The organism is Rhodocaloribacter litoris (assembly GCF_011682235.2).
GTDB lineage: Bacteria > Bacteroidota > Rhodothermia > Rhodothermales > ISCAR-4553 > Rhodocaloribacter > Rhodocaloribacter litoris.
Genome location: NZ_CP076718.1, coordinates 844040 through 864504, shown reverse-complemented (window position 1 = coordinate 864504; position 20465 = coordinate 844040). Strand labels below are relative to the sequence as shown.

At 66.5% G+C, this 20465-nt stretch carries 22 protein-coding genes; 4 read left to right on the top strand and 18 right to left on the bottom strand.

Annotated elements, in window-relative coordinates; genetic code table 11:
- Positions 1–8 precede the first annotated feature (8 nt).
- The 11 genes from GQ464_RS03615 to GQ464_RS03565 all read right to left on the bottom strand — a co-directional run bounded on the left by GQ464_RS03615 (position 9) and on the right by GQ464_RS03565 (position 9882).
- Entirely contained in the window at positions 9–986 is a 978-nt protein-coding gene (locus GQ464_RS03615) for a hypothetical protein (RefSeq protein ID WP_166974793.1), read from the bottom strand.
- 998 nt (positions 987–1984) lie between these two features.
- A complete protein-coding gene (locus GQ464_RS03610) occupies positions 1985–2674 on the bottom strand; it encodes a MotE family protein (protein ID WP_166974795.1) in 690 nt (229 codons plus the stop codon).
- Entirely contained in the window at positions 2671–3129 is a 459-nt protein-coding gene (locus GQ464_RS03605) for a flagellar FliJ family protein (protein WP_166974797.1), read from the bottom strand. The genes GQ464_RS03610 and GQ464_RS03605 overlap by 4 nt, the downstream gene beginning before the upstream one ends.
- A gap of 95 nt (positions 3130–3224) precedes the next feature.
- A complete protein-coding gene (locus GQ464_RS03600; RefSeq protein ID WP_166974800.1) occupies positions 3225–4550 on the bottom strand; it encodes a FliI/YscN family ATPase in 1326 nt (441 codons plus the stop codon).
- Between the two features lie 70 nt (positions 4551–4620).
- Positions 4621–5484, bottom strand: a complete 864-nt coding sequence (locus GQ464_RS03595; protein ID WP_166974803.1) for a FliH/SctL family protein — start codon at positions 5482–5484, stop codon at positions 4621–4623.
- A gap of 18 nt (positions 5485–5502) precedes the next feature.
- A complete protein-coding gene (fliG, locus tag GQ464_RS03590; RefSeq protein ID WP_228350564.1) occupies positions 5503–6528 on the bottom strand; it encodes a flagellar motor switch protein FliG in 1026 nt (341 codons plus the stop codon).
- A gap of 90 nt (positions 6529–6618) precedes the next feature.
- On the bottom strand, positions 6619–8241 hold the full coding sequence (fliF, locus tag GQ464_RS03585) for a flagellar basal-body MS-ring/collar protein FliF (protein ID WP_166974809.1): 1623 nt from the start codon (positions 8239–8241) through the stop codon (positions 6619–6621).
- A gap of 71 nt (positions 8242–8312) precedes the next feature.
- On the bottom strand, positions 8313–8633 hold the full coding sequence (fliE, locus tag GQ464_RS03580; protein ID WP_166974813.1) for a flagellar hook-basal body complex protein FliE: 321 nt from the start codon (positions 8631–8633) through the stop codon (positions 8313–8315).
- A 15-nt stretch (positions 8634–8648) separates the two neighbouring features.
- The gene (locus tag GQ464_RS03575; protein WP_166974816.1) at positions 8649–8942 is read right to left on the bottom strand and encodes a hypothetical protein; all 294 of its coding nucleotides are present in this window, start codon (positions 8940–8942) and stop codon (positions 8649–8651) included.
- A gap of 64 nt (positions 8943–9006) precedes the next feature.
- The gene (gene flgC / locus GQ464_RS03570) at positions 9007–9507 is read right to left on the bottom strand and encodes a flagellar basal body rod protein FlgC (protein ID WP_166974819.1); all 501 of its coding nucleotides are present in this window, start codon (positions 9505–9507) and stop codon (positions 9007–9009) included.
- A 36-nt stretch (positions 9508–9543) separates the two neighbouring features.
- The gene (locus GQ464_RS03565) at positions 9544–9882 is read right to left on the bottom strand and encodes a flagellar basal body rod protein FlgB (protein WP_166974822.1); all 339 of its coding nucleotides are present in this window, start codon (positions 9880–9882) and stop codon (positions 9544–9546) included.
- 418 nt (positions 9883–10300) lie between these two features.
- Here GQ464_RS03565 and GQ464_RS03560 point away from each other — a divergent pair, with 418 nt between their 5' ends.
- Together GQ464_RS03560 and GQ464_RS03555 are read left to right on the top strand one after the other, a co-directional pair.
- The gene (locus tag GQ464_RS03560; protein WP_228350563.1) at positions 10301–11080 is read left to right on the top strand and encodes a sensor histidine kinase; all 780 of its coding nucleotides are present in this window, start codon (positions 10301–10303) and stop codon (positions 11078–11080) included.
- 118 nt (positions 11081–11198) lie between these two features.
- Entirely contained in the window at positions 11199–12578 is a 1380-nt protein-coding gene (locus GQ464_RS03555) for a sigma-54-dependent transcriptional regulator (RefSeq protein ID WP_166974828.1), read from the top strand.
- On the opposite strand, the gene GQ464_RS03550 is transcribed toward GQ464_RS03555, so the two are convergent.
- From GQ464_RS03550 to GQ464_RS03535, 4 genes are all read right to left on the bottom strand, one after another.
- Positions 12575–12976 carry a flagellar biosynthesis anti-sigma factor FlgM gene (locus tag GQ464_RS03550; RefSeq protein WP_166974830.1) on the bottom strand — a complete coding sequence of 134 codons (402 nt, stop codon included), beginning with the start codon at positions 12974–12976 and terminating at the stop codon, positions 12575–12577. The two genes, GQ464_RS03555 and GQ464_RS03550, sit on opposite strands and share 4 nt — an antisense overlap.
- A 102-nt stretch (positions 12977–13078) precedes the next feature.
- Positions 13079–13414: a flagellar protein FliT gene (gene fliT / locus GQ464_RS03545; protein WP_166974833.1), complete on the bottom strand. Its 336-nt coding sequence runs from the start codon at positions 13412–13414 to the stop codon at positions 13079–13081.
- A gap of 60 nt (positions 13415–13474) precedes the next feature.
- On the bottom strand, positions 13475–14956 hold the full coding sequence (gene fliD, locus GQ464_RS03540) for a flagellar filament capping protein FliD (protein WP_166974836.1): 1482 nt from the start codon (positions 14954–14956) through the stop codon (positions 13475–13477).
- 53 nt (positions 14957–15009) lie between these two features.
- Positions 15010–15330 carry a flagellar export chaperone FliS gene (locus GQ464_RS03535; RefSeq protein WP_166974839.1) on the bottom strand — a complete coding sequence of 107 codons (321 nt, stop codon included), beginning with the start codon at positions 15328–15330 and terminating at the stop codon, positions 15010–15012.
- A gap of 484 nt (positions 15331–15814) precedes the next feature.
- On the opposite strand from GQ464_RS03535, the gene GQ464_RS03530 reads away from it, so the two are divergent.
- A complete protein-coding gene (locus GQ464_RS03530; RefSeq protein WP_166974841.1) occupies positions 15815–16933 on the top strand; it encodes a glycosyltransferase family 2 protein in 1119 nt (372 codons plus the stop codon).
- Positions 16934–17105: 172 nt separating this feature from the next.
- Here GQ464_RS03530 and GQ464_RS03525 read toward each other — a convergent pair whose 3' ends face one another.
- Together GQ464_RS03525 and GQ464_RS03520 are read right to left on the bottom strand one after the other, a co-directional pair.
- Positions 17106–17942: a flagellin gene (locus GQ464_RS03525; protein WP_228350562.1), complete on the bottom strand. Its 837-nt coding sequence runs from the start codon at positions 17940–17942 to the stop codon at positions 17106–17108.
- A 216-nt stretch (positions 17943–18158) separates the two neighbouring features.
- Positions 18159–19001 carry a flagellin gene (locus GQ464_RS03520; protein ID WP_166974847.1) on the bottom strand — a complete coding sequence of 281 codons (843 nt, stop codon included), beginning with the start codon at positions 18999–19001 and terminating at the stop codon, positions 18159–18161.
- Positions 19002–19218: 217 nt separating this feature from the next.
- Between GQ464_RS03520 and GQ464_RS03515 the strand changes: the two genes are divergently transcribed.
- Positions 19219–20205, top strand: coding sequence for an NAD(P)H-quinone oxidoreductase (locus GQ464_RS03515; RefSeq protein WP_166974850.1), 987 nt, complete (start codon positions 19219–19221; stop codon positions 20203–20205).
- On the opposite strand, the gene GQ464_RS03510 is transcribed toward GQ464_RS03515, so the two are convergent.
- Positions 20202–20450: a hypothetical protein gene (locus GQ464_RS03510; RefSeq protein WP_166974853.1), complete on the bottom strand. Its 249-nt coding sequence runs from the start codon at positions 20448–20450 to the stop codon at positions 20202–20204. The genes GQ464_RS03515 and GQ464_RS03510 overlap by 4 nt on opposite strands.
- Positions 20451–20465 lie beyond the last annotated feature (15 nt).

The following is a 20465-nucleotide window of genomic DNA, read 5'->3' as shown; positions in this document are numbered from 1 at the left end:
AAAGGGGACTAACCGACCCATACGTGCCGGGCCCCGGCCCGGCGGAGCACCGGACCGGCACCGGCTTCCCGGTCGTGAACCCGGGATACCCGGGCGAAGGATGCCGGAGAATCCTGGCCGTTTTCATGGTGCCGGGATGAGGCGCCGGCATCCTCGCCCGCAAGCGACAGATCGACAGAGGCGTCATATTGCTGGCGGAGGGCTTCCTGCAACCGGTCTGCGTTCTCACTTGCCAGAAGGCGCAGGTGCGGATCGCTGAAGCTGACGGCGACGATCACCCGCTCGGCGTCCCGGCGGGCCTTGATGGTCATGGTGCCGTCGCCATCGTCGAGTCGCAGTTCGAGCATCTTCCACCCGTCATCCGTCGTCTGGCCACGGGTCGATTGCAGGTATACGGTGCGGAGCCAGGCGGCGGAGACGGGCCCGCGCGGCGCCGGTCGTCCCGGCTCACGCAACGAACGAACAACCTCGCCCAGCGTCGTTTCGAGCAGCTTGAGTGGACGATCTCCGGTGTCCCGAACCGGTTCGGGGGCCGGGTCCGGGAGCGGTTCGGCCGGCATTTCGGGCGCCGCATCCTCGGGAACGGCCGGCGCCGGCGTTGCGGTGCCCTGTCCTTCGGGTGCGGCGGGCGCCGGGGGCTTCTCCGGGGTGTTCTCCCGCCGGGCGGCTGCCGGACTGCGCGGTGCCCGCTCGCCCGGCCGGTCCCCGGTCTGCCGGTCGTCCGCGGGAGAACCGGCCGCATGGAAGGGACGCCCATCGTCCGTACCCGGTGCGTTTTCACCGGACGCCGACCGGGGCATCCGGGTGGAAGGAGGGGGGGTATCCGGATCCTGTTCGGAGGCGTGGATCCGGTCCGTCTCCGCTGCAACCGGGACGGTCTCCGGGGCCGGCGGATCGTTCCGGGGCCCGGAGACGCTCACCGCCTCGTCGATGACCGGCGCCGATCCGGCCGGGTCCGGCCGGCCGTGGGTTGTTGCCTCCGGCATCCCCGAAAACCGGGTTTCCGCGGGCAAAGTGGTCTCCGAGGCCGGGGTGCCGTTGGGCTTTGTCACGATGGTGAAGCCGGCAGGGAGCGCGCCTTCGATGGAAGCCGGTCCGGCCGGGATCGGGGCATTGCCGGTCGGTGCCGGGTTGCCCTCCGCTTGCGGCCGCAACGAGGAGAAAGTTTTTTCTGCCTGCGGCGGCAGCGGGGCGGGTTTTCCGTGTGTCCGGGGCGGCAGCGGGGCAGGCGTTTCGTCCGTTCGGGGTGGCAGCGGGGCAGGGTGCTCTTCGATTCGGGGTGGCAGTGGGGCGGGTTTCCCGTCTGTCCGGGGTGGCAGTGGGGCGGGTTTTCCGTCTGTCCGGGGTGGCAGCGGGGCGGGGTCGCTGTCCGATGCGGCGGGGGTACCTGCTGTGCCCTGCACGGAGGGCCCGGTCCGCGCCGGGCGGGTGCTTCCGTCCGGGGAGGGCCCGGTGTCCCTGATGCCGGTGGCGTGCACCGGCAACAGGGGCTCCCGGACGGGCGGGAGGGCTTGTGGCGGTGCGGCATCGTCGGAAGAAGGGCCCGGTGGGGTGTGGTCCGATGCTTCGCCGGCGTCCGGAGACGGGGCCCCGGTGCCGGCCTCGACGACCGGAGCGGGCCGGGAGGTCTCTTGCGGCGGTGCGACCGCCCCGGTCGCGCCGGCTTCCTCGGGGTGTGTGGACACCGCCTGTTCGGGCAGTCGCTCCTTACCGGTTACCGGGACCGATTCGGACGGTAGGGTGCCGGCAACGAGCGTCACGTCGTGCTCGTGGACTGCACCGAAGGCCGTGCCGGATGCTTCCGGCGCCGGTTCTTCCGGAGCCGGCAGGCCGCGCAGGCGGGAAAGCAACGCCCCGAACAGGCCGGTGGGCGCGTGTCCCGCCGGCGTCCCCCCTTCTTCGGCAGGGGCGACGGGTGCCGGCGCGGTGGTGAAAAGGGAAAGCAGCTGCATGTGCGTCCTGTCAGGGTGCGGGAAGACCGGGGCTACGAGGAACCTGCCGGGGCGGCAGCCGATCCGGGTGAGGCCATGCCGGGAAGCGGTACCCGGCTGGTGTCTGCCGCGTTGTCGTTCACGAGAAAGTTGACGAGGCGGGCGGCGCGGTCCGGGGGAAGCGCCTGAAGCAGTTTGGTGCGGTTGCGGGCGGTGGATTCGGCAAACAGCAGGCGCAGCACGGGCAGTTCGAGCTGGGCCAGGATCGGGCCGAGTTCCTTGTTTTCCATCTTGGGCAACACCGCGCTCAGGTCGCGGATCTCGATCCGCTGGGCTTCCAGGCTCTCGACCCGGGTGTTGAGTTCGTCGAGACGGTTCTTCAGGGTGGCGTTCGTCTGTTCGGCCCCGTGCAGGCGGGCATGGGCCATCTTCAGCGAATCGCGAAGGGTGGCCAGGTCGGTCTGGTGTTGCCGGAGGATGCGGTTCAGGATGGAGTCGAGGCGTGTCACGGAGGCGCCCAGCGAGTCCGCGAGGATGCCGATGGCGTGATGTTCCAGCACTTTGAGGGTGCTGTCGCCGAGTGCTCGCAACTCGCGCTGGGCACGCAGGCTGTCCAGCATGTGCTGCGTCTTCTCGTACCGTTCCGGGGCTACGTATGGCATGGCGAAAAAGATGGCGGAGAAGCCAATGACGAAGGCTGCGAGAACGGTACCGACGATGGCGAAGACCTTACTCATACTCATGAGCCGGCGGAAGAATGGGTTCGCAGATGGGTCATCAGGGCCTGTTCGTCGAGGAGGTCGGTCTCGGCCCGCTGGAGGGCCTGCTCGTGCTGCATTTTTTGTTCATCGTGGAGGGTCTGGAGGGTTTCTTCGGCGCGGCGGCGGGCGAGCAGCCGGTGCCGGGCCCGTTCTTCTTCGAGACGTTTCTGTTCCAGGCTGCGGCGTTCGCGGTCGCGGGCCTGCTGGAGTTCGAGCCGGTAGGCCGCCAGCCGCCGGAAGTCCTGGGGTGCGGTGCGCCGGGCCTGGAGCTCCCGCTCGGCGGCTTCGTGCAGCCGGGCCTCGATCTCGGCGAGACGCTCCTCCTGGGTTTTGCGGGCTTCCATCGTGCGGGCCAGCGCCTGGCGGGCCGTGTCGGACTCGTGCCGCCGGAGCTTCAGGACGCTTTGCAGGGAGAACTGGAACTTCTTTCCGGCCATGGCAGCAATTTTCTCGGCGATGGAGCGTAACGTTCGGGATGCGGTGACTTTGCAAATGCCCGGCCAAACTGCCGTGGGTGGGCGGGACCGTTTTTTCAACCGTCGAGCCGTTGCATCAGCGCGATGAGGGTGCGGGCGGCGTCGGGATCGGCCGCTTCGCTGGTGCGCTGCTGCAGAAAAGCCTTCAGCGGTTCGTGTGCGGCGATGGCGGCGTCGGTGTCGGGGCTGGTGCCGGCCTGGTAGGCGCCGATGCGGATCAGGTCCTCGGCGTCGCGGTAGGCGGCCAGGAGGCGGCGCGCCCGGTGGGCGGCTTCGCGGGCTTCTTCCGGTGCCACGCGGGGCATCACGCGGCTGACGCTTTGCAGCACGTCGATGGCGGGGAAGTGGTTGGCATGTGCCAGCCGGCGTGAGAGCACGATGTGGCCGTCGAGGATGCCCCGCACGGCGTCCCCGATCGGCTCGTTCAGGTCGTCCCCGTCGACGAGGACCGTGAAGATGCCCGTGATGGTGCCGCGGGCGCCGGGACCGGCGCGTTCGAGCAGGCGCGGCAGCAGGGCGAAGACGCTCGGGGTGTAGCCGCGCGTGGTGGGGGGCTCGCCGACGGCCAGGCCGATCTCACGCTGCGCCATGGCCACGCGGGTGACCGAGTCCATCATCAGCAGCACGTCCAGCCCGCGATCCCGGAAGTACTCGGCGATGGCGAGGGCGACGCTGGCGCCTTTGACGCGGCTCATGGCGGCCTGGTCGCCGGTGACGGCCACGACGACCGAGCGGCGCAGGCCTTCCGCGCCCAGGTTGTCCACGATGAACTCCTGCACTTCCCGGCCCCGCTCGCCGATCAGGGCGATGACGTTCACGTCGGCCTGGGCACGGCGGGCGATCATCCCGAGCAGGGTGCTCTTGCCGACGCCGGAGCCGGCGAAGATGCCGATGCGCTGTCCTTTCCCGAGCGTCAGGAAGGCATCGATGGCCCGGATGCCGGTTCGGAGGGGTTCGGTGATCATCCGGCGTTCCAGCGGGGAGGGAGGCTCGGCATTGACGGGTTGCTCGTCCGGCAGCGCGAGCGGGCCCTTTCCGTCGAGGGGACGGCCATGCCCGTCGATCACGCGGCCGAGGAGGGCATCGCCGACACGGACCGTCAGCGGCAGGGCCGCACGCTGGACGAGACAGCCGGCCCGCAGGCCCGCCGTCTGTTCGAGCGGCATGAGCACGGTCGTGCGCCCGCGTACCCCCACGACTTCGGCCGCCACACGCCGGCCGCCCCGCACGTCCCCCTCGTAGATGTAGCACAGTTCCCCGACGGCGGCGTGCACGTCCCGGGCTTCCACCAGCAGGCCCACGACGGTCTGCACCTTGCCGAAGTGCAACGTGTGGACCGGGCGGGCCAGCACGTCTTCCAGGTACTGGGAAAGATGTTGCATCGGAATGGGGCGTTGTTGGAAGGGGCCGTATGCGGAAACGGCCGGCCGCATCGGCCGGAAGCGGCACCCGTCAGGACCGGTCGTCGCCCGGATCGTCGAGGCCCATCCGCCGGCGGAGCGTCTCCAGCAACTCGGCTTTGACGTGGCGGATCATGGCGGCCGGCGACTCGACGATCCAGTCGCCTTCCTGGAGCGCCTCGTCCGAGTCCCAGGTGAGACCGGGGTGTGCGGCGGCTACCTCGTCGAGCAACCCGGATTCGCGCAGGCGCAGCAGGTCCACCGGATGGAGCCGGACCGCCAGGGGGGCCTCGCCGGCAAGGCGGTCGATGGCCGCCGAGAGCGAACGGGTGCCGGCATCCTTCAACTCGGTGGGCAGCGGGGCGTCCAGGATGGTCTGGGCGATGGTGAAGGCCAGGTGAGCCAGCAGGGGCTCCACCTTTTCGAGAAAGGATTGCCAGCACGCCTTGAGGCGGGCCACGTCTTCCCGCAGCGCGGCGCGCGAGGCCTCGAACTCGCGCCGGAGGGCTTGCTCGGCTTCCCGGTAGCCGGCGTCGTACCCTTCGGCGCGTGCCCGTTCCACCGCCTCGGCCAGGCGCCGGGCAAAGGCTTCTTCCTGCTCGGCTTCCCACCGGGCCCGGAGTGCTTCGAGGGCTTCGGTGCTGGCCGGGAGGTCGTCTGCGGCCGGCTCCTCCGGTTGCGGCAGGGGAAAGGCGGGCTCGGCCGTGAGCAGGGGCACCTCGAAGGGCTCGGCCAGGCGCCGGGCCGCCTCGCGCCGGATGATACGGGGAGGAGGTCCCGTTGCGCCGGGAGGCGGTAGCGCCCGGTCAAGGACCTGTGCGGCCGGGATGCGGCGGGGCACGGGACCGGCCTCTTCCGCGGGAGAAGGCGATGCCGGCGTCCGGCCTTTTTTGAGCACGCGGGGCAACGGGGACATGGCAAGCGGGGGTCCGGCCTACAGGTACGCGTCGTTCGTGCGGGTGAGCGCAATCTCTTCCTGCTCTTCCAGGGCATGCGCCACCTCCAGGATGCGGCGCTGGGCTTCTTCGACGTCGCGCACCCGTACCTGGCCCATCAGCTCGAGCTCTTCCTTGATCATGGCGGCGGCTCGCTCGCTCACGTTCCGGAGCAGCTTCTCCTGCAGGTCGGGCGAGGATCCCTTGAGGGCCAGCACCAGATCCTTCTGGTCCACCTCCACGAGCAGGCGCTGCAGGTCGCGGTCGTTGATGTTGACCAGGTCGTCGAAGACGAACATGAGGCTCTTGATGTTGGTGGCCAGCTCGGGGTCCCGTTCGCGGATGCCTTCCATGATGGAACGCTCGGAGGTGCGGCTCGTGTTGTTCAGGATTTCGGCCACCTTCTCGACCCCACCCGTGGCGCTGAGTTCGGTGCCGATGACCGAGCCGATCTGGTCGCGGATGACCTCCTCGATGTCGCGCAGCAGTTCGGGGGAGGTCTTTCCCATGGTGGCCAGGCGGAACATGATCTCGTTTTGCAGCTCCTGGTTCAGGTTGCTGATGATGTCGGCGGCCTTACGCGGGTTCAGATGCGCCAGGATGAGCGCCGCCGTCTGCGGGTGCTCGTTCTGCAGGAAGTTGGAGAGCTGGCTGGTTTCGACCGTCTGCAGCAGGTGGAAGGCCGAGACCTGCATGGCGGCCTCGATCTTCATGATGATCTCTTCGGCCCGGCGGGGGCCGAGGGCGTTCTCGAGCGCGCGACGGGCGAACGAGATGCCGCCCTGGGTGATGTAATCGTGCGCCATCGCCATGTCCCGGTACTCGAGCAGCACCGACTCGACGAGCTCGCTCGAAACGTTGCGCAGCTTGGCAATCTCGATGGAGATCCGCTCCACCTCACTGTCGTGCAGCGTGCGGAGCACCTCGCTGGCGACCTCGGTGCCGACGGCCACGAGCAGGATGGCCGCCTTGCGGGCGCCGCTGACCTCGTCGTCCGTCTCGTCGTCGGCGAGGCGGCTTGCCACGGCGGCAGCACCTGTTTTCTGAAGGACGGTTTGTGCAAGCATGGAAGACGGGAAGGCAGGTTGCGTGTTTGAAGCCGGGGGCGGACGGGGTCAGCCGGGCACTTCGGCCTGCTGTTCCATATCCATGGCCAGCCAGGACCGGATCAGCTCGGCGGTTTCTTCCGGGTTTTTCTTGATCTGGTTCTTGATCTCGTCGAGCATCTTGTGCTTGGCCTTCAAGCGGGCTTTGGCTTCCGCCGACAGCTTGCTGGCGTAGATGTCGTCCACGTTGATGTCGGGCTCCTCCTGAGGGGCGGCGAGGCGGCGCTCGGAAGGCGTGTCTCCTTCAGAGAGCTGTTGCGGCGCCTGGCCCGGTTCGAGCGCCCGTGAGGCCGGACCCGTGGCGACCTGCTTCGGTTCGGGGGTCGTCAGGGAGGTGGCGCGGCGCGAGGCGGAGCGCAGGAGCCAGAGCGCCAGCACGATGGCCAGCGCCATCAACCCGTAGCGGAGATAGAGCTGCAACTGCTGGTTCCGTTCGTAGGCCTGTACCTCCTCGTTCAGCCGCTCGTCGACGCTCGTGTCGAAGACGGTCTGATGGATGGCGAACCGGTCGCCGCGCTCGGCCTTGAAACCGACCGCGTTCTTGACCAGGTTTTCGATCTCGGTGAGTTCCTCGGGTGCATAGGGCCGGGGTTCCGTCTCCGGGGCGTCGGCGGCCGGTCTTTTTTTCTGGTTGAGGATGACCGAGACGGTCAGGTAGGAGATCTCGCCGGCGCTTTTCTCGGAACGCTCGCGCCGTTCGCTGACCTCGTAGTTGCGCACCGACGAGTTGGCGGTGTTGGCCTCGGAGTTTTCTTCGAGCCGTTCTTCGCTGATGACGGTGGCACTCTCGGGGTCGATATTTTTGGATTCGACGACCGAGCGGGTGAAGTCGAGCGTGGCCGAGACGCGCACGATGGCGTTGCCCTGGCCGAGGACCTGGTCGAGCATGGACTGGCCCTTTGCGGTCAGGTGGGCTTCGACGTCGCGCTGCATCTGAAGCTGGGTGGCCGTCAGGATGACGTTCGGATCGCCTTTGTGGGGGTTGGAGAGCAGGTTGCCGCGGGTGTCGAGCAGGGTGACCTCGTCGGGGGTCATGCCTTCGACGGCGCCGGCCACCAGCGCCGTGATGCCCATGATCTGCGTCTCGGTCAGGCGGGCCCCGCCGGCCAGGTGGAGCACGACGGAGGCCGTCGGGGGGCTCTGCGCCTGGGCGAAGGGGCGCTTCTCGGGCAGGACCAGGTGTACGCGGGCCATCTCCACCTGGCTCAGGCTGGCGATGGTGCGGGCCAGCTCGCCTTCGAGCGCCCGCCGCAGGTTGACCTTCTGCATGAAGTTGGTCATGCCCAGCGTGCCCTGGTCGAAGATCTTGTCGCCCAGGGGGCCGTCCGAGATGACCCCTTCCCCCATCAGGTGCAGGCGGAGGGCGTAGACCTGATCCTGGGGGACGTAGATCGCCGTTCCGCCGTTTTTCAGCTCGTACTTCACGCCCTGCTCGTTGAGCGCTTCGACGACGCGGCCGGCTTCGGTTGCCTCCAGGTTGCTGAATAGCAGCCCGTAGGTGGGCCGGTTGGCCCAGTAGGCGACGCCGGCCAGCACGGCGATGCTGCCCAGCACGACGAGGCCCAGGGCCAGCTTCTGCCGGAGGGGGAGCCGGCCCAGAAAGTCTGCGATCTGTTCGAAGAAATTGTTCATGCAGCGGGATGGTCAGGCGGCCCGGAGGCGGGTGCCGTTGAAAAGCCGCGGGCTGAATCGGAGAGCGGAGGTCAAACCTGCATGCGCATCAGTTCCTGGTACGTTTCCAGCATGCGGTTGCGAACCTCCGTCATGAGTTGAAAGGAGAGCTGGGCCTGATTCATCGCGATCATGACCTCGTGCACGTTCTCCTGCTCGCCGGAGATGAAAGCCGTGACCTGTTCGTCGGCTGCTTTCTGTGCGGCATCCACGCTCTCGACGGCTTCCTGCAGGGCCTTTCCGAAGCTGATGCCGTCGGGTCCCTCGCGGCTGCGGGGGCGGGGCAGGCCGCGCGGGTCGTCGGGGCCGGCCGGGCCTACGGCACGCATGCGTTGCAGTTCTGCGATGGTCATGGCGTCTTTCGAGAGCTATCCACGGACGTCCAGGCGGGTCCCCAGGGCGGCGGGGTTGACGGTCTGTCCCTGCCGTCCCGGCCCGTAGAGCCGGAGGGTGAGGGCGGGGCGGGGCGGGAACTCCCGGTCGATCATCTGCTGCTCTTCGGCCGAGAGCGGGATCTGCTCGAGCGCCGGGCGGGCTGCCGTGTGCTGCCGCGCCGGGGCCAGCGCAGCGGCCTGTGGGGCCCGGGGCGTTTCCCGCAGGGGCTCCGTGCGCTGGTGCGGCTGGAGCAGGGGGGAGCGGTACGGGTTAATACGGTTGCTCATACGTGGTGCACGGCTGGGGCGAAAGGGGTTGCGGCGCGTACGCGTTGCCTCGGGTGGGCCGGGGTCAGATCTCCAGGGTTCGCTTGATCATGTCTTTGGCCGTCTGCACGGCGCTCAGGTTGGCCTCGTAGATGCGGCTGGCCGAGATCATCATGGCCATCTCCTCGACGATGTTGACGTCGGGGTAGTGGACGTAGCCGTCGGCGTCGGCGTGGGGGTGCGTGGGGTCGTATTCCCGGCGCAGCCGCACGGCCTCGGCGACCTCCGTTTCCGGGCCGATCTCGATGTCGGGCAGGCGACGCCGGAGCGAGAGGCCCTCCAGGTGCCGCGCATCCCGGACCGCCATCTCGCCCTCGATGCGGTCCAGCAGGTCGCTGAAGCGCCGGTAGTCTGCTTCGGCGACCTGGTGCACCGCGCGCTTGATGGCGTAGGGGGTACCGTTCTCGGTGCGGGTGGTACCGGCGTTCGCGATGTTCTCGGCGGCCGTCCCGAGCGCCACGCGCTGGGCGTGCAGCCCGCGGGCCGAAGCCCGAAAAACCCGAAAGAAGCGGTTGTTGATCAGCATGACGGGAGCAGGTTACGACGGTCGTGTGATGGGGGATCAGCCGGTGCGGCCGGTGATGCCCATGCGCAGCATCCCGAAGTGGTCGTGCAGGGCCCGGGTGGCAAACTGGGTGCGCATCTGGGTGTCGGCCAGCTCCATCATCTCCTCTTCCAGAACGGGGGGACGCTCCTCCACGCTCACGCGCGGCTCCACGTCTGTGACGTCGCGCAGGCTCGGTACCTGGTGGCGCATCTCCTGCAGGGTTTCCTCGAAGGAGACCGCGATCCGGTCGTAGCCCGGCGTATCCAGGTTGGCGATGTTGCCGGCCAGCGCCTGCATGCGCCAGGTGTAGGCCTGCATGGCGCGGGAGAGCAGTTTGAGCTTCGGCGTCTCCATGTCTCGCGAAAGGCATTCGTTTGCTTGTCTGCCTCCGGCCTGTGCAACCTCTGTGCCCGAAGCCGGGGGATGCCGGAGGGGGGGCGGTCGTGCGGGGGGTGTTGCGCGAGGACCTCCCCGGACCGGCCCGGAAAAGCAACGGGCCGTCGTTTAAGCACGGCCCTGTGTAGCCGATACGCCCTGGATTGGGTCCCTGTGAAAGAGCGAGGAGAGGCGCGGGCGTGTCCCGGACGACCCGGACGGGCGGGGCGGGAAAATGCGCCGCATCCGGGAAATTCTTGCCGGTTTCGGAGAGGGCGTTCCGGGCTGTCCACGCGCCGGCTGCGGGGGCTGAGGGCGGCATGTCGTTTGATCCACGGAGGGGCACGTGCGGGCCGGCGGCTCCCTGCCGGCCGTATCTCTCAAGGTGGAGGGCAGCGTGGACCCTGTGACAGAACGTTTCATGCCCGAGCGGTTCGACCGGGCGGGGGTATCCCGGCCGGTGCACCGCGTCGACGAGGAGGCCTCGCTGGGTCACCTGGCGCTCGTGCTGGCCCATCGCCTGCGGGGCCTGGTCGCCGGCATCGAAGGCTATACCGACCTGCTGATCGATTCGCTGCCCACCCGCGAGCAGCGCGATCTGGCGTTCCGTATCCTCGAGAGCACCGTCCGGATCGAACGGATCCTGGCCGACTTGCAGCGTTACAGCGAGCCGGTCGAACCCGTGTTCTCCCGCGTGGGGTTGCGTGACGTGCTGGAGAACCTGCTCGCGGCCGTCGACGAGGCCGATCTGGAACGGATTCGCTTCGAGGTGCCACCGCACGGCCACCTGTTCTTCATGGCCGATCCCGTTCTGTTGCGCCAGGCCCTGCTCGTGTTGCTCCAGAACGCCCTCGATGCCACCCGCAGCGGCGGCGACGTGCGCTTTCGGGTCATACCGGACCCGCCGAACGAGGTGATCCGGTTCGAGGTCCACAATGACGGCCGGATCGACGAAGAGGAAGCCGAAAGCAAGGTGTTCATGCCCTTTTTCACGACCAAGGCACACAACCTGGGGGTCGGGCTTTGCATCGGGCGCCGGATCGCCGAAGCGCACGGGGGACGGCTGGAGCTGGCTGCCAACGGTGCCGAGTCCGGCATCTGCTTCGTGCTGACGCTGCCGCTTGCCGGTCCTGGAACGGAAGGCAACCGGTCCGGGCTTCGTCCGGGAAGTGCGTGATCGGGAAATTGAACCGGGGCAGGGACGGCAGGCGTGGCAGAGGCCGGATTACGTCTTATATTTAGGCTGCGACCCCGGCGTCGCGCCACGATCGTTCGGACGTATCCACGCAAGCCCCATGGATCGGCAACCGCGCATCCTCTTCGTCGACGACGAGCAGCTTCTCCACAACCTTTTTGAGCGTCTTTTTGCCCGGCACGGCATGCAGGTGGTCAGTTGTTCCAACGCCCTGCAGGCCATGGAACTGCTCAAGGAGCAGGCGTTCGATCTGGTGGTGACCGACTTCATGATGCCGGACATGGACGGGCTGGAGCTGCTGGCCCACATCCGCCAGGAGTATCCTTCGACCCGGGTCATCATGATCACGGCGCATGCCAACGTGCAGCATGCCGTGCGCACCATGCAACACGGCGCCTTCGACTACATCCCGAAGCCTTTCACCACGGCCGACCTGGTCGAACGGGTGAAGGCCTCCCTGGCGGCGCCGGTGCCTGCTCCCGAGACGAAGCGGCCCCGGGCGAAGCCGGCAGGCCGGGCGAAAGGGGCGACCGTGGAGTACATTGGCGAGGCCCCGAGCATCAAACGGCTCAAAGCCATGCTGCCCCGGGTGGCCCGGAACCGAGCCCCCGTCTTCATCCAGGGCGAAAGTGGTACCGGCAAGGAAGTGCTCGCACGCCTGATCCACCAGATCAGCGACCGGGCCGGCGGGCCCTACGTGACCATCAACTGTGCCAACCTGCCGCGCGAGCTGGTCGAAAGCCACCTCTTCGGCCATCGCAAGGGAGCCTTTACCGGCGCCATCGACGACATGACGGGAGCCTTCGAGCGCGCCGACGGCGGCACCCTCCTGCTCGACGAAATCACCGAGATCGACCTGCCCGTGCAGGCCAAGCTGCTGCGGGTGCTGCAAGAGCACGAGTTCCAGAAGGTGGGTTCCACCGAGACGCAAAAGGTGGACGTGCGGGTCATCGCCACGAGCAACCGGGACCTGAGCGAGGCCATCAGCGAAGGCGTCTTCCGGGAAGACCTGTACCATCGCCTCGCCGTTTTTCCCCTCTCGGTGCCGCCGTTGCGGGAGCGTAGCAGCGACGTCCCGCTGCTGGCACGGCACTTCGTCAAAAAATACTGCGAGATCTACGAACTGCCGGAGAAGACCCTTTCAAAGGAGTTGCTCGATCGTTTCAAGGCTTATCACTGGCCCGGCAACGTGCGGCAGCTGGAGAACCTGGTGCACCGGGGTGTGGTGCTCAGCGGTGACGAGGAGACGATTGCGGTGGAGCACGTCTTCGACGAGTTCTTCTCGGAGAACCTTGAGGCCGGGGCGGGAGAGCGGCCGCCGGATACGCTGCAGACGATCGAGGATATGGAGCGTTATATGATTCTGCAGACGCTCTCGGAGACGGGCAACAACCAGCAGATGGCGGCGGAGCGGCTGGGCATCAGTGCCCGCACCATTCGTAACAAGCTCCGTAAGTACCGGGAGGAGGGGTACATCTAGCCGTCGTGCTCACCGGGAGAGCCGGTGTGTAGCCCGGCCTTGGCGTGCAGGTCGCCCGACAGCTCATCGGCTACCCGGTCGGCGATGACGGACAGCACCTTCGGGAGGCTGTAATACCCTTCTTCCAGGCGGCTTTTGATGGTTTCCAGGCGTTCCTGGCTCAGCCCCGGCAGTTCGTTGAGGGCCTTGCGCGCGAAGAGGGTCTCGGGGTTGCGCTGCACCTCCAGGCGTGCCTGTACCTCGGGGGAGAGGTCCAGCCGGTCGCCGGGGGAGGCGGTGGAGGCGCGGTCGAGCGGTGCGGGGCGCACGTTCGGTTCCGGCTTTCCCGTTTCGTGGGGGGAAGCGGGCTGCAGGGGCGTGGTACCGTTCAGGCCCGGGGTGGCGTTGCGGATGTCCATCGTGGGATCAGGTTGGTGCTACCGGTTACGCGGCTCGACGGCTGATGTAGGCCATGGTTTCGACGGGCAGCGGTGTGCAGGGCGGCGTGATAGCCATACAAACTAGCCCTGCAGGTTTTTGTTCAGGAGGGAGCGCACGACCGGCTGCTGGCGGTACTGCCGGTGTGCCTGGCGGCTCCGGGTTACTTCGCCGAGGGCTTCCCGGAGCCGGTTTTCTTCCCGGGCGAGGGCGGCCTCGAGGCGACGTTGCTGTTGTTTGAAGGCCTCGGCCAGTCGGTCCCGGGTCGGGTTTACGGGTCGGGGGGCCGCCGCCAGTTGTTCGATCAGGCCGGCTCGCTCCGCCAGCAGGGTGTAGAAGGCCTCCAGGTCGTCGTCCTGGAGGGCCTGGTACATCCGGTCTCCCGTTGCATAGATGGCGTGGAGCAAGTCGGTTTGCATGGCGATGGCACGGGTTTGTGGGGGAACGGCTCAAATGCCGTGCCACACTGCACGGGTGGATTAGCCGAAGAGGCCGCCGAGGAATTGCTGCTGTCCCTGGAAGAGGGCAATGGCTTCCTGCAGCTTGGCAAACTGTTCGCGCAGCTGCTGTTCCCGCAGGGCCAGCCGCTCGTCGAAGTCCTTGATCTGGCCGTCGAGGCGGAGGATCCGTTGCTCGATGGAGTCGATCCGGTTGTCGATGAGCCCGTCGGCTCCCAGGTAGGCATCCAGGCGGGTCTTGAGGCGCGTCGCCACGCCGTCGCTGCCGGCGAAGAGGTTCTGGACGGCCTCGGGATTCTCTTCGAGAGCTTCGGTGAGCTTCTCCTCGTCTTTCAGAACGAGCGTGCCATCCTCGTTCGTCTCGATGCCGATCTGGGCCAGCAGGGTAGGAGCGCCGGCCGGCTGGCCCGAGACCTGGCGGGCGATCTCGCTCCGCATCCCGAAACGCAGGCCGGTCAGCAGGGAGTCCCCCGCGAAGTCGGCGCGGATGTCCAGGTCGCCGTCGACCTGGGTTTTGCTGTTGATGAGGTTCAGGACGGCGTTGTACTTGGCAATGAAGTCCTTGATCTGGCCTTTGATGCCCTCGGTGTCCGATCCGACCGAGAAGTCGACCGGGTCGCCGGCCTGCTTCAGGGTGAGGGTCAGGCCGTCGAGTGCGTCGGTGACCTGGTTGGTGCTCCGGTAGAGGGTCAGCCCGTCCAGCGTGAACTTGGCGTTGAGGTCCGAGTCGGTTTCGCCGGTACCGACGCGGGTTACCTGGCCCCCCCCGGTGCCCGAGGCCACCTCGTTCTTGTTGACTTCGAGGAGGGTCAGGAGCCCGTCGGCCGAGTCCGTGAACTCGAGGCGGTTGGCGTAGCCGGTTTGCCCGCTGCGCAGCGTCAGGCGCGACGTATCGCTGGTTTCCTTGACGACGGAGGCGCTGCCGGCCTCCGTAGACTTGATGAGGCCGCTGTCGACCGCGTCATCCATCGCCGTTTTGATGGCTGTGGCAATCTCGTCGAGGATGTCGTCATCGGTCGTGCCGGTCGGATTGACCATCACAGAGATGGCGACCCGGTTGTTGGGGTCGGCGTCGGTCGGGCTGGCAACGCTGATCTCGAAGGTCTGCGCGCCATAGGTGTCGAAGAAGCTCCGCAGGGACGTACCGCTGCTGGTGAACTGCTTGCTCAGGCGCGTGTCGGTCGAGGCCAGGCGATGCACCTGCAACGTGTGGCTTCCGGGCGGGGCGTCGTCGCTCGCGGTGACGGTGAAGGAGGTCGTGTCCGGGAGCGTTGCCGTGCGGGCCCCGAACGGATTCGAGAGCGTGTCCGTGAAGGAAGTCAGCAGCGTGTGCAGCGCGGAAACGTTGCTGTCCAGATCGTCGAGCGCCTTTTTCATGCGCTCCTGCGTCGAGCGCTTGAGCTCGAGGTCACGCCTGGGCTGGCTCTCGATCTGCAAGATCTGGCTGATGAGCAGCTCGTACGGATCGTTCGCCTTGAGGCTTTCAAACAGCGCGCTGACCATGGGGTAGAACCGGTTGGGGTGAAGGAAAACGTGCCACGCCGGACCGCAGAACGTCAGGCTGCCTGCCGGCCGATCACGGCCTCTTTCCAGACGGTGCGCAGTTCGTCGAGCAGTTCCTGAATCAGGTTGAGGTCTCCGCTGATGCTCTCACGGAGGCAGAATTCGTAGATGTTGTAGAGTCCCTGTGCGATGTCGCCGCCCTTCTCGAAGTTCAGGCTCCCGATCAGTTCCTTGAGGACCGCCCGCAGCTTGGCCCGATCCTGCCGGTGGCAGGCTGCAATGCCCAGGTCATACAGTTTCGCAATGAGCTGTTCCGGCGATGCCGTCATGATGGCCTGCTGCTGGTACTGACGCATGCGGAGCGCGGTGTGCATGGCTGTTACTCTCGCTTGGATGGTTGAGAAGGCGGGGAGACAAGGGACGTGCCGAAAGCAGGCGGGCAACCCGGTAGCCCCTGCCGCCCGGGACGTGGCCCGGATGGAAGGATTTTCCGGGGAAGGACACCTTTTCCGGCACCGGAGTGTCGGGGTGAAACAGGGTACGCCCCTTGTATCGGCAGGGCCGGATCCGGTCTTAAGCCCCGAAAAATGCACCGGCGGTACCCGGCAAGCGTCTCCGGGGAACCCGCCGGCCGCAACGAGGCGCAGCCGGCCGTTCGGATTGGCATGTTTCCGGCAGGTCCGGGCTGAACCGAAGCATTGCCCTCGCCCTCCGGCGGCTGCCCGTTCGTTCGAACGCCGGTACGCGTTTTCCCGGGCAGTCGTCCATCGCAGGTGCGACAGCGAATGAAGACCCATGGCCCGAGCAGCAAGAAAGATCGCCCGCAGGCGCAAACGAGAGCCGTCCCTTTCCCTCAGTATGATGGTCAAGAACGAGGCGGAGAACCTGGAGCGGTGTCTCTCCCTCGCCCGGCCTCATGTGGACGAGATCGTGGTCATCGACACCGGCTCGACCGACGGAACGCAGGAGATCGCCCGGCGCTATGCAGACGTTTTCGAGGAGATCGAATGGCCCGGTTCCTTCGCCGTCGCCCGCAACTATACCTTCGACAAGGCCGGCGGGGACTTCATCCTGGTCCTCGACGGCGACGAGTACCTGCCGGACGATCGTCACTGGCAGCGTATACGAAAAATCATCCGCCATCCGGAGGTTGCCGCGGCACAACTGCTGGTGCGTAACCTGCTGCCCGAGGGGCAGATCATGGCGGCCGACCGGGTGTGGCAGGAGCGCATCTTCCGCAACGACCCACAGATCCGCTACGAAGGGCGCGTGCACCATCAGGTACAGGAGAAGCTCCTCGCCTACATGGAGCGCACCGGCCGGAAGCTCGTCCGCGTCGAGGCCGAAATCATCCACACCGGCTATGCCCTTTCGGCGGAAGGAATGGTGCAGAAGTATACGCCGCGGATCGAACTACTCAAGGCGGAGTACACGCGGCCGCGCTCGGCAAAATATCGGGCTTACTACGGCTACCAGCTTGCCGTGGCCTATTTCATTCTCAAGCAATACCAGGATGTCGTCGACATCACCGGAGAGCTGGATTACCGCCTGCTATTGCCTCAGAATGCCTTTTACACCCATCTCCTGGCGGCCCAGGCCGCCCTCAAGCTGAACAACATCCCGGCGGCTCTGGTGCATGCCAACGAGATGCTCACACTCGACCGCCGGGAGCCGATCGCCTACTACACCACCGGGCTGGCGTTGCTGGCTGCACAAAAACCCGGCGACGGCATGCTGATGCTGCTCGAAGCCTATAACCTGAACGAGGCCGCCGGAACCGCCGTACGCTTCGTGTTGAACCCGGACGAGTTGCTGCGCATCCTGGGGGTGCTGTGTGCCCGGAGCGGCCTGGGGGACCATGCACGGGCCTTCCAGGCGCTGCGGGAAAAGAAAGAATACGGAGCGAAGGCCATCAAGGCCCTGATCGCTTCCCTGAAGCTGGGCATCGTCTATGCGGAGCGACGCGGGGCCGCCTGATCATACGGGCGGGCTTTGCGACTTTTGTGCCCATTAACCCACGCCATGGGGGGGAAAGCAAACAGCCTCCCCGCCGCTGCGGAGAGGCTGTTGCCGGAAGGCTCGCCACTTCCTTCCTGACCCCACGGGAGCTATGCCAGAACCGTTCCCATGGCGTGGGTTTTTTGTTGCCTTAGAACAGCGACAGCACCGACTGCGGCGCGGCGTTGGCCTGCGCGAGCGAGGCGATCCCGGTCTGCTGCAGGATCTGCAGCTTGACGATCTCCATCTGCTCCTTGGCGAAGTCGGCGTCCTCGATGCGGCTGCGGGCCGACTCGTAGTTCGTGATGGCGGTCGAGAGGGCGTCCTGCTTGAAGGTCAGCCGCTTCTGGCTATCACCGATGTTGGCCAGCACGTTCGCGATCGTGGTGATGGCCGTGTCAATCCGAGCGAGGGTGGCACCGGCACTTGCCGCACTGGCGACAGTGAGATCGCTGCTACCCACACTGAGATTCGAGGCCGACAACGTGGCGAGGGTGACCGAGAACGTGTCGCCCTGCTCGGCATTGACCTGGAACGTGAAGCTCGTCTGTGCGCTTGCGGAAAAGAGCGACGTGCCGTTGAAGGTGGTGTCGCCGAGGATGTCGGTGATTTCTGCCGAGAGGGCGTCCAGCTGGTTCTTGATGGCGGTTCGCTCGTCGGTGCCCATCGAGTCATTGGCGGCCTGGACCGTCTTTTCCTTCATCGTCTGAAGGATATTCATGATGCTGCCCAGGCTGCCTTCGGCCACCGTCAGCATGCTCTTGGCGTCGCCGATGTTGGCGAGGGCCTGGGCCTGGCCGCGGATGCGGGCCTCCAGTTTCCGGGCGATGTTGTACCCGGCCGAGTCGTCTTCGGCACGATTTATGCGCTTGCCCGTAGCCAGGCGCAGCTGGCGCAGGCCCAGGTGCTCGTTCGTCAGCTGAAACTGACGCAGCGAGTCCATGGCCTGGATGTTCGTGTTGATCCGGGTCAGATCTCCAAAAGCCATAATATTTCCTCCTTGGGTAGTCTGGTGTAGGGTTTCAAACAGGCACTGAGGGGGATCTCTGGCGCGGGACGGTGTGGCAGCACGGTTCCGCGCCTCTTTTTTGTGCCTGCCGGCAGCCTGAAGACATGCCGGCGAGCACAGTCTCTTTTTTCGGCAGAATGAAAAGCTTTCTTAAGCTTTCCGGAAAATTTTGGTCAGAAACCGCGCCGGAGCCGGTTACTGGAGCAGCTGGAGGATGGCCTGCGGCCCGGAATTGGCCTGTGCGAGCGAGGCGATCCCGGTCTGCTGCAGGATCTGCAGCTTGACGATCTCCATCTGCTCCTTGGCGAAGTCGGCGTCCTCGATGCGGCTGCGGGCGGCCTCGTAGTTCGTGATGGCGGTCGAGAGGGCGTCCTGCTTGAAGGTCAGCCGCTTCTGGCTATCACCGATGTTGGCCAGCACGTTCGCGATCGTGGTGATGGCCGTGTCAATCCGAGCGAGGGTGGCACCGGCACTTGCCGCACTGGCGACAGTGAGATCGCCGATAGCCACACTGAGATTCGAGGCCGACAACGTGGCGAGGGTGACCGAGAACGTGTCGCCCTGCTCGGCATTGACCTGGAACGTGAAGCTCGTCTGTGCGCTTGCGGAAAAGAGCGACGTGCCGTTGAAGGTGGTGTCGCCGACGATTTCATCGATTTCTGCCGAGAGGGCGTCCAGCTGGTTCTTGATGGCGGTTCGCTCGTCGGTGCCCATCGTGTCGTTGGCGGCCTGGACGACCTTCTCCTTCATCGTCTGAAGGATCTCCATGATGGTCCCCAGACTGCCTTCGGCCACCGTCAGCATGCTCTTGGCGTCGCCGATGTTGGCGAGGGCCTGGGCCTGGCCGCGCACGCGCGCTTCCAGCTTTTTTGCGATGTGGAAGCCGGCCGAGTCGTCTTCGGCGCGGTTGATCCGCTTGCCGGTGGCCAGGCGCAGCTGGCGGTCACCCAGGTTCTGGTTGGTGAGCTGGAAGCGACGCAGCGCATCGAGCGCCTGGATGTTCGTGTTGATCCGGGAAAAGTCTCCGAAAGCTCCCATGGTTCTCGTGGGATTGGTGAACGGTTCTGGACTGGCAAGCAACTGGCGGTTGCTGCCTCGTTTATCGTCGCTTTTCGGGGGACCTTAAACATTTTTTCGGCGGCTCCCTCGCCGGCGATTCCGCTTTTCACGGACCGGGCCGGGTGGGTTGATGGAGACCGGTCGCACGGTTTACCTTGGGGCGCATCGAAAACACCCGTCGATCCTTTCCCGCCTCATGAAAGCCGTTCTGCTCAAACGCCCTGGTGGTCCCGACCAACTCTATATCGGCACGTGCCGCAGGCCACGCCCGAAGAAAGACGAACTGCTCGTCCGGGTGGAGGCGACGGCCCTGAACCGGGCGGATCTGCTGCAGCGGGAGGGCCGGTATCCGCCCCCGAAAGGGGCGCCGGAAATCCTGGGGCTGGAGATGGCCGGTGTCGTCGAGCAGGTGGGTAAGGATGTCACGGCGTGGAAGGCGGGGGATCGGGTCTTCGGCCTGCTGGCCGGCGGCGGCTATGCCGAATATGCCGTCATTCACCAGGACATGGCCATGCGCATCCCGGACAACCTCTCTTTCGAGGAGGCGGCGGCCCTCCCCGAGGCGTTTCTGACGGCTTTTCAGGCGCTCTACTGGCTCGGCCAGCTCCGGGCCGGCGAGCGCGTCCTGATCCACGCCGGCGGCAGTGGCGTGGGGACGGCGGCCATACAGATCGTGCGTGCGGCCGGAGCCCATGCGTTCATCACGGCTTCCCCCTCGAAGCATGGCCTCTGCCGGGAGCTGGGCGCCGAGCTGACGATCAACTACCACGAGGAGGACTTCGCCGAGCGCGTCCGCAAGGCGACGAAGGGACGGGGTGTGGACCTCATCCTCGACTTCATCGGGGCGCCGTACCTGGAACGCAACCTGCAAGCCCTGGCCCGCGATGGCCGGCTGGTGCTGCTGGCCACCCTGGGCGGCAGCCGCCTCGACCGGCTCGACCTCCGCCTGCTCTTCCAGAAACGCGCCCGGATGATCGCTTCGACCCTGCGCGACCGGGAACTGGACTACAAGATCCGGCTGACGAAGGAAGTGGCGTCGCTGCTGAACTACCTGCTGCAGGAGGGGCGCGTCCGGCCCGTCATCGACACGGTCTACAACTGGGTCAACGTGGCCGACGCCCACCGGCGCATGGAGGCCAACCGCAATGCGGGGAAGATCGTCCTGCGCATCACCCGCGATTAACCGGTACGGGAGGAGGCGGGCTCGTCCGCCCGGTGCAGCAGGGCATCGACCGGCGGGAGATCCCGGTACCAGTCGTGGTGCGGCGACCACCGGAAGCAGCGGGGGCAGCACGTCCGGCGCCACACCTTGCCGCAGCCGGGGCAGCGGCCCTGCGTCTCGAACGTGTTCCAGCACGTCCCACAGGTGCACTGCCAGCGGTCGTCCCGGCGGGGTTCGTATTCACATTTCGGGCAGGCGATGCGCATGGGGGAGGCGCTTTC